The following is a 13,194-nucleotide window of genomic DNA, read 5'->3' on the forward strand; positions in this document are numbered from 1 at the left end:
AATTATTTTAGGTTTGCCGTCAATACTACTAGGGAATGGGCTTTTACTTTGTAAATAAGAGATCCATAGGGTTTGGCTTCATTGAAAGGGCATATGTCTTCAGGTGATGGCAAGCTAGTGTCCAACCATTTCTTCCATTTGATTATTTGATAATCCAAAGTTTGGGGAAGGTCGAAATCCAGGTCATGATGGTATGCATTCACCATATAATGCATGGCAATTTTACTGTTAAATGCAATTGTAGTTACAGCTATGGAAAGCGAATCAGCGCTCCAGTTTGGTTTGTTTTCCTTTACCCCATGCCAGATTATTCTTGATTGCTTTAAAAGATCAATGAGACTGATGCTAAATTGTTCCTGTGGCGTTGTTGTGGTCACTGTTCTTCTTTGAATCAGTAATTGGACAAATCTGTAAACATCATGGTTCTTGATAGTCAAATCCCAATCAAACCAGGTCAGTTCATTATCCTGACAATAAGCATTGTTATTCCCCATTTGGGAATGGCAGACTTCATCACCCATTAAAATCATTGGAACTCCTACGGAAAGAATATTGATGGCATGGAAGTTTTTTACCTGTCTCCTTCTGATTGAAAGGATAGTTTCATCATCTGTTGGTCCCTCCACACCACAATTCCAGCTATAATTTTCATTATTACCATCCTTGTTAAATTCTTTATTGGCAAGATTATGCTTGACATTATAGGAGACAAGATCATGGAGAGTAAAACCATCATGGCAGGTAACAAAATTTATACTTTGTTCAGGACCCCGGTTTCGATGGGCATAAATATCCGGACTTCCGATTAGTCGGGTAACAAAATCACCTAATTTCCCTTTATCTCCCTTTAGGAAACTTCTGATATCATCACGGAATCTACCATTCCACTCCTTCCAGCTGTCCCCAGTAAAACTCCCAACCTGATAAAGCCCTGCTGCATCCCAGGCTTCAGCAATAAGTTTGGTCCCGGCAAGGATTGGGTCAGATTCAATATCCCATAAAATCGGAGGATTCTCAATGGGGTTTCCTCTTTCATCCCGAGATAGAATTGAGGCAAGATCAAACCTGAAACCATCCACATGCATGTCCCTGACCCAAAAATGGAGACTGGATATAATCATCCTTCTGACGATAGATTGGTTGGCATTCATCGTATTACCCGTTCCCGAATAATTCTTGTATTTGGATTTATCGTCTTCTAAAAAGTAATAAATACTGTTGTCAATTCCTCGAAAGGTATAGGTTGGTCCTTTATCATCATTTTCTGAAGAATGATTAAATACTACATCTAGTATAATTTCTATTCCAGCTTTATGGAAAGCTTTCACCATATCCCTGAAATCATCCAATACCTGTAAGGGATTATCAGGATTACTGCTATACCCCTGATGGGGTGCAAAAAAAGAAATAGGGCTATAACCCCAATAATTAGTAAGCCCTTCCGGAGCATCCTGTTCATCGAATTGAAAAACCGGGAGAAATTCTACAGCTGTAATTCCAAGTGCGAGTAAATAGGGTATTTTTTCAATCAATCCCAAAAATGTCCCCCTCTTATTTGGATCAATACCAGAATTTGGTCTTTTGGTGAAACCTCCAACATGCATTTCATAAATTACTGTTCTTGAAAAAGGCCTTTTTGGTGGTAGCACATGTTCCCAATCATAAATGGATAGGTCAGCCAATACGCTTTTCAAGGAAGGAAGTTCAACATGACCGAATTTACTAAAGGCTTTTCGGTTGTATTTTTGTGGAATGCTTACTGCTTTTGCATACGGATCCAAAATGATTTTATGGGGATCAAATCTATGTCCTTTTTCAGGTTCATAAGGGCCATGGATTCTGTAAGCATACAATTGGCCAGGGTCTATGCCTTTGATGCAAATATGCCAATAATGATAGGTCTTGTTTTTATTTTTGGTTAATTGAAAGGTTACCTCAGGTTCTATATCATCTTTGTGATTAAAAAGGAGTAATTCTACAGCTGTTGCATGTTTAGAAAACAAACAGAAATTCACCCCATCTTCAGTGAAACTGGTGCCTATAGGAAAACTGACTCCTGATGAGATATTGTAAACCTTTTCTTCCGCTTGCATAATGGATTGATAATCTAAATAGCAAAAATATTTTGACGGGTGTTAAAATATGTTTCCAATATTGGATAATATTTACTTAAAGTACAACAGATTGAAATGAATAAAATGAATGATTATTTGATTAATCTTAAAACAATGAAGAAATGGTTAATAGGGTATATGGGTAAAAACAATTTAATGATTGAAAAAAAAAAACTCCATAAAAACCTATAAAAATTATAGGGTAATTAGGATAATAAAATTTCTTTCTTTATGTTTGGACATTCATTTAATTATTTTCAATTATGTCATTACCTGCAGCAATTTCCAGATTTCAATCCAATGAAGAATTTTCCTTTTGGAAGGTTTCAAAAAAAGATTCGTTAACAGGCAATATCATTGATCCTGTGCAAATATTGGAAAGTTGCGGAATGGTGGAGCTTGTAGGGACCGCATCTTTTGATTTTCCAAATTTTCCAGAGGCAAATAAATCCTTTAATTTGATAAATTTTAAGCTGACAAATGGATTTACCGAATTGAAGGGTTTGCTGAATGGCCTGATAAGTATTGGAAAGCCAATTGGAGTAATGGCAGAATTTGAAAAAGAGCGTGGGATTTATTCGTTAAAATATTATAAAGCAGATGAACCCACTGTAAATGCTTATTTGAAAAAGATTTTTAGAATTGTTTCGGAAGAAATAAGATTTAAGCTTATTCTTAGGAAACTCATTGAAAACCAAAAGGCATTTGCCAAAGAAGAGCAATTATTAAAGGCTGAGCTTTTCGCATAAGGTCAAGTATATTCAATATTTGGTGAATTGAGGGAATTTCCATTTGGATTTTCCCTTTTTTCGTTTGAATTCCCAATATTTAAAGCAAGTTTTGTACTTGGTTTTCATGCTTTAATCCAACTATTAAAAATGAACAAATACATCGATCTCATCCAACAAACATTTGATTTTCCTACCAAAGAGTTTCATGTAGAAAACAACGAACTTCATTTCAATGGTGTTAACCTTATGGAGATCATCAAAACTTATGGTACGCCCTTAAAATTGACTTATTTACCCAAGATTTCTGAAAACATACAAAATGCCAAAACTTACTTTGGCAATGCCATTGAAAAGCATGATTACAAAGGGAAATATACTTACTGTTATTGTACCAAGTCCTCTCATTTCAGTTTTGTGTTGGATGAGGCATTGAAGAATGATATCCATATTGAAACTTCCTCTACATTTGACATTCCTCTGGTCAGAAGTCTTTATGAAAAAGGCAAAATCACCAAACAGACCTACATAGTTTGCAACGGATTTAAAAGGCAATTGTATAAGCAATACATTACCGAGCTTTTGAATGATGGCTTTGTGAATTGTATACCTATTCTGGATAATTTAGGAGAGGTAGATTATTACCTTGAGCATGTGAAAGTTCCTTTTCAGGTAGGAATTAGAATTGCTGCAGATGAGGAACCAAAATTCGGATTTTATACCTCCAGACTAGGGGTGCGTTACAATGACATTATAAGCTTATATGAAGAAAAAATAAAGGATAACCCAAAAGTTTCCTTGAAGATGTTGCATTTTTTCCTCAATTCCGGAATTAGGGATACCGCCTATTATTGGTCAGAATTGACCAGGTTTATCCAAAAATATGTAGATCTGAAAAAAATAGCTCCGACTCTTGACTCTATGGATATTGGAGGGGGCTGGCCTATTAAGTACAACGTGTTTTTTGATTATGACTACCAGTATATGGCAGAGCAAATAGTCAAAAATATTAAATGGATGTGCGCAAAAAACCATACAGATGAGCCTAATATTTTTACTGAGTTTGGAAGCTACACGGTAGGTGAAAGTGGCGCGGTATTATATTCCATCTTAGATGAGAAACTTCAGAATGATAAAGAACTTTGGTATATGATCGACGGAAGTTTTATCACACAGTTGCCGGACAGTTGGGGATTGAACCAAAAATACATCATGTTGGCGGTTAACAATTGGGAAGAAGAATACCACAATATCAATTTGGGAGGTCTTACCTGTGACAGTATGGATTATTATAATTCCGAAGCCCATCAGTTCAATATCTACCTTCCCAAAATTCTGGAAGGGAGAAAGCAATATATTGGGTTTTTCCATACAGGTGCTTATCAGGAATCTTTAGGGGGGTATGGAGGGATACAGCATTGTCTTATTCCGGCACCTAAGCATGTGATAATAGATAGGGATAAAGACGGAAGCATCAAACACTGGTTGTTTGCTCCTGAGCAAAACAGTGAAAGTATGTTAAAAGTCCTTGGTTATTAATGATTTAATAAGCGTGTTTCTAAAAAACACGCTTATTTTTTGAACTATTTTTCTTTTGATTTGGTATTACTTTTGTGACTTTTGTCACAGAATCCTAATATCCATGAAAATCCTCCTTGCTCTTACATTTTCTTTCCTGCTGAATTTAGGTCCTACAAATGGGATAAAAATCATCTATAAATCTGATGTACCTCAGGATAGATCAAAAATGATTTATTACAAAAAAAAGGGACATGATTATTTTGAAAGGGCTGATGGAATTCTTAAAGAAGTTGAAAAAGATATTGTTCACTACGCTCAGGGAAAGGATGCGGATTTAATTGAAGTTTACATATTGGAAAAGGCGAACGGGGAAATTCCAACAGAGTCTCAGGAAGGTAAAATCGGTTATGTTGAGATTTTGTTTTCCATAATGAAGAATTAAAGATATTAAAAAAGTACAATAAAATTTCTTAATAAAAGCTGTAATAATCAGTATTTTAATTATGTTTTATAGATTTATTTTTAATGATAAAGAAATTAAATTTTGTTTATTTTACAAAAAAGTAATTTTGTAAGCTAATAATGGTACTTTGGCCTGGTATTTGGTGAGCTTATGAAAAATAGATTAAAATCATTTATAAATATAAACAAACCACTATTTACCAAAAGGATAAAATTGAAATTTTGTCTATGAAACATTTACTCCTTTTAATTTTATTTGTCATTTCACCTCTAATTCTTTTTTCCCAAGAGGTTTATAAAGGGAATTACCAATTTAATGGGTTATCCGGAAGTGGAAATTTTGAATTTGTAAAAGGGGAGGGCAACACGATTATCAAACAAGGAGAATTTAGATTCTTAAGAAAAGAAAGAGATCCTCAGGACAAGACAGTATTGTATAAGACAGAGATTTTTGGTCTTTATGAAGAGGATAAGAAATCAGGAATTTGGGAATATCAGGATGAAAAGCATGAAGTCACTTTGAATGATATTGATGCTTTCAAATTAATTTATGATATCAATAGTCAGCAAATAAAGTTAAAGGCAAATTACAAAAGTGGAGTACCTGATGGGAGGTGGGTTTTTGAAGAAAATGAATTCCGTGAAGGGAAGTTATTTAAGAAAGCCGAGGCTGAGGATTTTTTGTTTAGAAACGGAGATATTCAGGGAAAATTTCAATACAAAACCTTTGTTGGAGATAAGACTCATTTCATTAGAGGTGAGCTCAATAAAGAGGGCTTTATGAATGGAGAATGGACTTTTGTATACCAAAAGGATGGGAAATTGGTGAGTGAAGTTCGAAATTATGAAAATGGGTTTTTATTGGGAGTCATAAAAAGGGATCTGGTATCAGATGAATTATTGGAAGAAGTCGTTTTTTTCCAAACCATTAAAAAACTGAAGCTGCTCAATAGTAATGAGAATAAAGGGTTCCGTGAATCCGATGAAAAATTCGGCATTTTGTTCAATGACGGATTTCTTTCAGGCTCTGAGCATTTCAGGGTGCAGGAAGACGGCAATAAGTTTATTACTGAATTTTTAACTAATGTTTTAAGATATGATGATCAGTATGTGTCCCAAAATGGAGAGCTGGTGGATTATCCCTTACATACTAAAAAATTTGTTTTTGAACTAAGTAGATCCCAACAAAGGATAGTGGAGGATCTACCTTCGAAATTTGATAAACTACAAACTACTATAAGGGATTATTCAGAGCGAAATGCTTTGAATTTGAACAAACAAAAATCAGATACGCTCTCTTTTGCTTATGCTTTTTTCCAATTTCAGGTGAAGAAGTTGGATGAATTTACTGAAATTATAAATCTTCTTCGGACCAAAGAAATTCAGTACTACGATATTCAAAATCTAATTGAAGAAGGGTTGCCGTTTTTGACTGAAAGGGATAATGTCAATTACATTTTCGAAAACAGGCAAATTCAAAAACAGCTGGAGTACAAAGTTGGGGATGTCTCTTCGGATTTTTATGAAGCCTTGTCATCTTATATTGATCAGGTAGAACAAAAGACTTCAGAGTTAAAAGCCTATGTAGATAAATCACTGTCCAGGATTGAAAGAGATGAGGATCTCCGCAACATCCAAAATCAGATTCAATCCAAAAAAGATGATTTGGAACAAAAGTATTATCCCTCTCATGACTTTGATGAATTGACAAATAATTTGATTAAAGCTGTATATGATAATATTCTGGTTGAAGGCTTCAATAATTTGAATGAGCGCTATGCGAAGGAAGAGAATTTTGGTGGAAAGAAAGAAATTGCCAGAGTGATGTTGGACCTGTTAGATGAGATGGAAAATCAGTTCAGACCCATAATAGATCTCAGCAAAAAAGTCAATCAAATGGATGGACTTTATATGGAGGAAGTATTCAATCCATTTACCTATACGCGATATGATCAAAGGGCAAAAAACAGATTGTATGAGAGTGGAGAAAAGGTTTTGACCCATTATTTGGATGGCATCAAAGGGGAGAAAGAATATACTGAGATCAAGGTTTGGCTCAATAAAACTTCCAAACTGTTTGAAAGAATGGGAGAGTTACGGGAAGCAGATACCAGAAATTTGGAAAGAAAGATAAATAGGAGATTATCTGTAAGTAAGATTGAATCATTGTTGGAATTATAATCAAAATCGAATGAATTTAATTGTTAGGTTAGGATTGATCGGGATTGGTTTCTTTATATTTTTTATTTTTAATCCTGTATATTCTCAAGAAGAAATTTTTGTTCCGACAGAGAAAACCAACCTTCCGGCGACTACTGAGTTATGGAATGGGCTTTACCTGAAATTGAGGATGACGGAGAAATGGTGGTGGTATCAGGAAACCCATTACAGAAGGAAAAACAGCTTGGATAACAGGTCGGATTTTGTGGGAAGAATGGGTCAGATCTACAACCGATTCGGATTTACTTATTTATTTACAGATAATTTTGAGGTCACTTTTGGACCAACTCTAGTATGGAACTTTACCCCAGAGCCCGGAAATCCCGAATATCTGGATTCTGTACTTGAACCCAGGTTTTGGCACCAATGGTTACTGACCCAAGGGGTTGGAAGTGTTAAAATCCTACACCAATTCCGTTTTGAACATAGGTTCAAGAGAAGCAATGAAGTTGGGGCTGAATATTTGTTTACAAATCGTTGGCGGTATAAAATCACAGCCTACATTCCATTAAACAAACCTAAAATGGAGAATAAAACATTTTTTATAGCTCCTTCCAATGAATTTTTCTTTCAGTCAGGAAAACATGTATGGAATATTTTCGAAGAAAACCGATTGTATACCGCTATAGGATATACTTATAATAATTACATGTTTTTTGGAGGGCATATGTGGACTTATGGTCCAACTGATACCCCAGGAACTTACCGCAATAGGCATATTATACGTTTGAATGTCATGTATACATTTGATTTCAGACCAAATAGGCGTCCCATAACAAGAGATTTTGCCTTCTAGGGATTAATTAAGATTAAAAAATGAAGAAAATAATCATAGTTGTTTTTATTTTAATTTTTTCACATTCTGTTAAAGCCCAATACAAAGGGCAGTGGAGAGCTATCCATGCTTATGAAATGACATCCGGTAAGGGATTCTTCGGCATGACATTAGAGGGGGAGTATTTTCCATTAAATTATTTCTCCCTTACCTCTGCAGTAAGTTTTTATATTCCTGCAACCGGAAATGCCAGAGGATTTGATATCAATGCAAGGTATTACCTTACTGAAAAGGCTAGGCAGTGGTATGCACTTTTAGGTTATGGTCATTATACTAGAATTTACGAATTTAATCCAAAGGGTTCTGTAAAGTATGATTCCATCAACTTGGGAGTAGGTGGAATGATCAAACTCATCGATGAAATTGGTTTGAACCCTGAAGTTAGGTATCAACCTATCGGAAGGGACGAGTTTATTTTTAAACTTGGGGTGGTTTATTTTATTAATTAAAGTTGCCAATCTTGGAAAAGTCAATCGTGGAAGTTGCCAAATTGTAAACTCCAAAGATTAGAATCAATTTTTTGTATTTTGCTCAACATGGTCGATTACTTCACCATCCAAGGTTAAATAACTTCCCATACAATCCGCTGTCATACAGCTGTGAATGGGAAGGATTCCTAAGACATCACCCACTTTCACCCGGGCAAGGAGTTCATCGGAGGCCTTGATGATGCCATGTTCCTGGGAAATACTTTTCAAATAGGATCTCTGTAAAGGGATTGTCCAGCCATTTTCTCCCAGATATACCACTTCCCCGAAGTTCTTTGAACCATCAGGTTCGGTGAGAACATCTTTAGCCAAATGCACCCCGCCCCCGTGTACCAAAATTTCTTTCCTATCTTTTTTGATGTCTACAACAGGAACTGCCAAAGCCACTGCCACGTCTTCCATAGAACAGCTCCCTAGATTCACCTGCATTATATCATAGAACACAAAATTTCCCGGGCCCATTTCATCAATATCCCCAAAGTCTTCCATGACCGAACAGCCCGGCGTGTCACCAGTTCTGGTAACCAGTCCAGGATATTCTGTCCGGTATTTATTTTTTAACATAGAAAGGGCAGCTTTGGTCTGTTCATATACGGCCTTTTTGTCCGGTTCATAGTAGGTATGCCCTGCATGCAGGTAAAATCCTTTAAATATTAATTTATCAGAAGATTTGGCAGCCCGCATAATTGCCTCCATCAAACCAAAATCGGTAACTTCCACGCCGGTTCTTCCGTATCCTGCATCAATTTCAATAAAAAATCCCACGGGATACTCCAGCTCTTTGGCCAATTTTTCTGTAACCTCCACATTGATCAATTGAACTGAAAGGGATTGATTTTTTGCGAGTTCATTTAGTTTTTTGGTTTCAAGGGGATTGAAAGGAAAGGCAATATGGATATTTTCCCATCCATGTCCGCAAAAGTATTCCGCCATCTTGATCGAAGAAACAGTGATTTCAGTGATCCCATATTCTTTTGCCCATTTGCCCACCTGATGGGATTGGGCTGTTTTGAAGTGAGGGACCAATTTCATTTGGTGCCTTTTAGCTTTTTCTGCCATTTTTTGAAGGTTATGACGGCAGATTTTTTCATCAAGAAGTAATGTTGGGGAGGTTATTTGGTTAAGATAAGACATGGCATTGAGTTAAATTTTAAAAATGAAAATTATGAATAAAGATAGACTTCCCCAAAGCAAATATGTAGATGGAGGATTTTGCATGGGAATAACAAGGATGGTTATTGCTTTTAAAAACACGAATTACTCATCACCTCATTCAACCAATCAAATAGTTTGAGCAATTTCAAAAAAGTCAATAAAAGAATTGTATGTGTTTTTTCTCTATATTTCAATTTCATTGCAAAAACCTGAAATTAACCTATGAAAACTATTGAAAGATCCCTTCAATTCAGTTTGATGGCCGGACTCTGTCTAACCATTTTTTGGTCCTGCAAGAAATCCCCTTCCGAACCCATTGATTTAAGAATCAAACAGATGGATCATGTGGAAGTTAAGAGCATGGCAGCTGAAATTGAATCTTCCATGAACCCTACCTTAAAGGAAGGTCTGAACATGTCCATATGGGCTGTGGATTCATTGATTGTGGATCCAATTTCTATTCATATGAGTGACGATGGGACCCTTTATTATACCAGTTCAGGAAGATTGGGAAAAGTAGAGTTTGATATTCGGGGTCACCAGGATTGGGAGATTGAATCTATTTCTCTCCAATCGATAGAGGATAAGAGGGCATTTTTAAGGAAAGAGCTTTCACCTGAAAGAAGTGATGAGAATATTTGGCTCAAGGATTACAATGGTGACGGTTCCCATGATTGGAAGGATATGCTTGAAATCAAGGAGAGTATTTATAGGGTAAAAGATACCAATGGAGATGGATTGGCAGATTGGTCGCAGAAAATGATTGAGGATTTTCATGAAGAGGTAACTGATATTGCTGCTGCGGTAACAGAGTATGAGGGGGACGTCTTTGTTGGCGTAGGGCCAGACTTTTGGAGATTAAAAGATAGCAATGGGGATGGGATCATAGACGAAAAACAATCCCTTTCCCATGGCTATGGCATTCACATAGGTTTTGGTGCACATGGCATGTCTGGAGCCAGAATCGGTCCTGATGGAAGGATGTACTGGGCCATCGGGGATATCGGGTTCAATGGAGTTGATCAAGATGGGAACCAATGGAAATACCCCAATAGGGGAGTAGTGGTCAGAGCTAATCCTGATGGATCTGATTTTGAGGTGTTTGCAATGGGAGTGAGGAATACGCATGAATTTATTTTTGATGATTACAATAACCTGATATCAGTGGATAATGATGGCGATCATCGGGGAGAAAGTGAACGTTTGGTGTATTTGGTCAATGGTTCGGATACAGGATGGAGAATCAACTGGCAATTTGGCAAATACCGTGATCCGGATAACAATACTTACAAGGTTTGGATGGATGAAAATATGTACAAACCAAGACATGAAGGTCAGGCAGCCTATATTACTCCTTGCATTATTAACTATGTGAATGGTCCGACTGGAATGTTATACAACCCTGGAACTGCATTGAGTCCCCGTTGGAAAAATACATTTTTTGTAGTTGAATTTGTAGGTAGCCCGGCAAGATCCGGTATACATGCCTTTAAGTTGAAGCCACAGGGGGCCACTTTTGAGTTACAGGAAACTGAAATGATTCAAAGTGCGATGTTACCCACCGGAATTACCTTTGGCCCTGATGGTGCCCTATATGCCGCTGACTGGATCAATGGATGGGGTAACAAAAATTACGGAAGGATTTGGAAAATTGATGATGAGGAAGGGACAAATTGGGAAGCAAGAAAAGAAACACAAAGATTGATATCCCTTGACTTTAGTAAAATGTCCGTTGGAGATCTGGAAGGACACCTGTTCAATGAAGATCAGCGGATTAGAAGGAAAGCACAATTTGAGTTGGCAAAGCGGGGAAGACAAGGAGCGGAGGTTTTTGAAAAAGTGATGAACCAAAGAGAAAACCAGTTGGCAAGGATCCATGCCATCGTTGGTATGAGTCAGATTGCCCGGATGACAGATAAACAGCAAGCCAAGAAAATTATGCCTTTGTTAAAGGACAGTGATCCTGAGATACGTGCCCAGGCTGCAAAGTGGTTGGGAGACATCAAATTTACCGAAGCAGGATCTTCCATGTTGGCTTTATTAGTGGATGAATATCCAAGAGCAAGGTTCTTTGGAGCAGAGGCCATTGGCAGGATGGATTACAAGCCAGGATTTAATTCCTTGGTGGATTTGCTTGAAAATAATAATGATGAGGATGCCTATATCAGGCATGCGGCTTCATTGGCACTTGCCCGATTGAATGAACCGGAAAAATTGGTGGCATTGTCCAATCATTATAATAATGCAGTCCGATTGGGGGCAGTATTGGCATTGAGAAGACTGGAGTATCCTGGTATCAAAGCATTTCTTTTAGACCAGAATGAATATATCGTAACAGAAGCTGCCAGAGCAATCAACGATGATTTTTCCATTGAAGGAGCTTTGCCAGAATTGGGTAATTTATTGTTGTCTACCAAATTCACCAACGAGCCTCTCATTAGGAGGGCCATCAATGCCAATTTAAGGGTGGGTACCGATCAGGCCATGCAAAACCTGATTTCTTATATGTTAAAATCGGATGCGCCATTGGCAATGAGACAGGAAGCCATTGAGGCTTTGGGAACTTGGGCCAAACCTTCAGTTTTGGATAGGGTAGATGGGAGGTATAGGGGTGAGATAACCCGTGATGGCACTTTGGTGAAAACTGCTGCCGGAGATGCATTAATTGAGCTGCTGTCATCCAATCAAATGCCTTTAAAATTGGGAGCTATCAAAGCCATAGGAAAATTGGGTATAATTGAAACCGAAGAAAGATTGCTGGCTATGCTAAGTGGGGGTAATCCTTCTGAAGTGAAAACTGCAGCTTTACAATCTTTGGCCAAGATGCAATCCAATAAAACCCCACAGGCTATAGAAAAAGCAATTGCTGATTCGGATAAAACTGTAAGGGTAGCAGGTCTGAATCTGATGGATCAATTGGTAATGGATAATTCTCTGAAAGTCAAATTGTTGATTGATGTTATTGGAAAAAGGACTACAGAGGAAAAGCAGGCTGCCTTGAATGCATTAGGAAAAGTTCCCGCGGAGTTTTCCAAATCTGGCTTTAGCCTTTTGTTTGAACAAATGGGGAAAGGGCAATTGAATCCGGAAATACTTTTGGAATTGGGTGAGGCAGTTGAGAAAAGTGGAGATAACGAAATATCGGCATTGTATCAACAGGCATCAGATAAGCTATGGAAAGGGGATGTTTTGGCTTCTTATCAAAGCAGTTTGAACGGTGGGGATATCAATGATGGAAGAAGGATTTTTTTCCAATCCCAGACAGGTCAATGTATGCGTTGCCATGCCTATGATGACATGGGTGGCAATGTGGGACCTGCCATGAACGGGATTGCCAATAGACTGAGCAGACAGGAAATATTGGAGTCTTTGATTGATCCAAGTAAGCGAATAGCCCCAGGCTATGGTATAGTAACTTTGGAGTTGAAAAATGAAAGGAAGGTCATAGGAATCCTGGCAGAGGAAAATTCCCAAACCTTACTGATCAAAAGGGGCGCTGAGCCTGATACCTTGATCAATAAATCTGATGTTTTGGAAAGAAAAACAGCCCCCTCCAGCATGCCTGATATGAAGAATTTACTGAGTCGAAGGGAAATCAGAGACTTGGTAGCTTATTTGGCTACATTGAAGGAGAATTTCTGATGAAGCGATTGAGCATTATTTTATTGATC

The 13,194-nt window shown here is 37.4% G+C and carries 9 protein-coding genes; 7 read left to right on the plus strand and 2 right to left on the minus strand.

The features are described from left to right. Window positions 1-2: 2 nt before the first annotated feature. On the minus strand, window positions 3-2,093 hold the full coding sequence (glgX, locus tag ACFSKV_RS04135) for a glycogen debranching protein GlgX (RefSeq protein ID WP_380800594.1): 2,091 nt from the start codon (window positions 2,091-2,093) through the stop codon (window positions 3-5). A gap of 284 nt (window positions 2,094-2,377) precedes the next feature. On the opposite strand from glgX, the gene ACFSKV_RS04140 reads away from it, so the two are divergent. The 6 genes from ACFSKV_RS04140 to ACFSKV_RS04165 all read left to right on the plus strand — a co-directional run bounded on the left by ACFSKV_RS04140 (window position 2,378) and on the right by ACFSKV_RS04165 (window position 8,329). After that, window positions 2,378-2,863, plus strand: a complete 486-nt coding sequence (locus tag ACFSKV_RS04140) for a hypothetical protein (protein ID WP_380800595.1) — start codon at window positions 2,378-2,380, stop codon at window positions 2,861-2,863. Between the two features lie 129 nt (window positions 2,864-2,992). Next, entirely contained in the window at window positions 2,993-4,381 is a 1,389-nt protein-coding gene (locus ACFSKV_RS04145) for an arginine decarboxylase (RefSeq protein WP_380800596.1), read from the plus strand. Between the two features lie 103 nt (window positions 4,382-4,484). Beyond that, window positions 4,485-4,805, plus strand: a complete 321-nt coding sequence (locus tag ACFSKV_RS04150; RefSeq protein ID WP_380800597.1) for a hypothetical protein — start codon at window positions 4,485-4,487, stop codon at window positions 4,803-4,805. Window positions 4,806-5,053: 248 nt separating this feature from the next. Then, window positions 5,054-7,006, plus strand: coding sequence for a hypothetical protein (locus tag ACFSKV_RS04155; RefSeq protein WP_380800598.1), 1,953 nt, complete (start codon window positions 5,054-5,056; stop codon window positions 7,004-7,006). A gap of 10 nt (window positions 7,007-7,016) precedes the next feature. Next, window positions 7,017-7,841, plus strand: coding sequence for a DUF2490 domain-containing protein (locus tag ACFSKV_RS04160; protein ID WP_380800599.1), 825 nt, complete (start codon window positions 7,017-7,019; stop codon window positions 7,839-7,841). 20 nt (window positions 7,842-7,861) lie between these two features. Beyond that, window positions 7,862-8,329: a hypothetical protein gene (locus ACFSKV_RS04165; protein ID WP_380800600.1), complete on the plus strand. Its 468-nt coding sequence runs from the start codon at window positions 7,862-7,864 to the stop codon at window positions 8,327-8,329. A gap of 63 nt (window positions 8,330-8,392) precedes the next feature. Here the strand turns inward: ACFSKV_RS04165 and ACFSKV_RS04170 are convergent, their stop codons facing one another. Next, window positions 8,393-9,502: an alanine racemase gene (locus tag ACFSKV_RS04170; RefSeq protein ID WP_380800601.1), complete on the minus strand. Its 1,110-nt coding sequence runs from the start codon at window positions 9,500-9,502 to the stop codon at window positions 8,393-8,395. Between the two features lie 243 nt (window positions 9,503-9,745). Between ACFSKV_RS04170 and ACFSKV_RS04175 the strand changes: the two genes are divergently transcribed. Further along, window positions 9,746-13,165, plus strand: a complete 3,420-nt coding sequence (locus ACFSKV_RS04175; RefSeq protein WP_380800602.1) for a DUF7133 domain-containing protein — start codon at window positions 9,746-9,748, stop codon at window positions 13,163-13,165. The last annotated feature ends 29 nt before the right edge of the window (window positions 13,166-13,194 follow it).

Origin of the sequence: Shivajiella indica, assembly GCF_042683085.1 — a bacterium.
Lineage (GTDB): Bacteria > Bacteroidota > Bacteroidia > Cytophagales > Cyclobacteriaceae > Shivajiella > Shivajiella indica.

Bases quoted from the DNA above. Each gene is read 5' to 3' on its own strand.
- ACFSKV_RS04140 (WP_380800595.1), top strand. From the start codon at position 2,378: ATGTCATTACCTGCAGCAATTTCCAGATTTCAATCCAATGAAGAATTT.
- ACFSKV_RS04160 (WP_380800599.1), top strand. From the start codon at position 7,017: ATGAATTTAATTGTTAGGTTAGGATTGATCGGGATTGGTTTCTTTATA.
- ACFSKV_RS04170 (WP_380800601.1), bottom strand. From the start codon at position 9,502: ATGTCTTATCTTAACCAAATAACCTCCCCAACATTACTTCTTGATGAA.
- ACFSKV_RS04175 (WP_380800602.1), top strand. From the start codon at position 9,746: ATGAAAACTATTGAAAGATCCCTTCAATTCAGTTTGATGGCCGGACTC.
- glgX (WP_380800594.1), bottom strand. From the start codon at position 2,093: ATGCAAGCGGAAGAAAAGGTTTACAATATCTCATCAGGAGTCAGTTTT.
- ACFSKV_RS04165 (WP_380800600.1), top strand. From the start codon at position 7,862: ATGAAGAAAATAATCATAGTTGTTTTTATTTTAATTTTTTCACATTCT.
- ACFSKV_RS04150 (WP_380800597.1), top strand. From the start codon at position 4,485: ATGAAAATCCTCCTTGCTCTTACATTTTCTTTCCTGCTGAATTTAGGT.
- ACFSKV_RS04155 (WP_380800598.1), top strand. From the start codon at position 5,054: ATGAAACATTTACTCCTTTTAATTTTATTTGTCATTTCACCTCTAATT.
- ACFSKV_RS04145 (WP_380800596.1), top strand. From the start codon at position 2,993: ATGAACAAATACATCGATCTCATCCAACAAACATTTGATTTTCCTACC.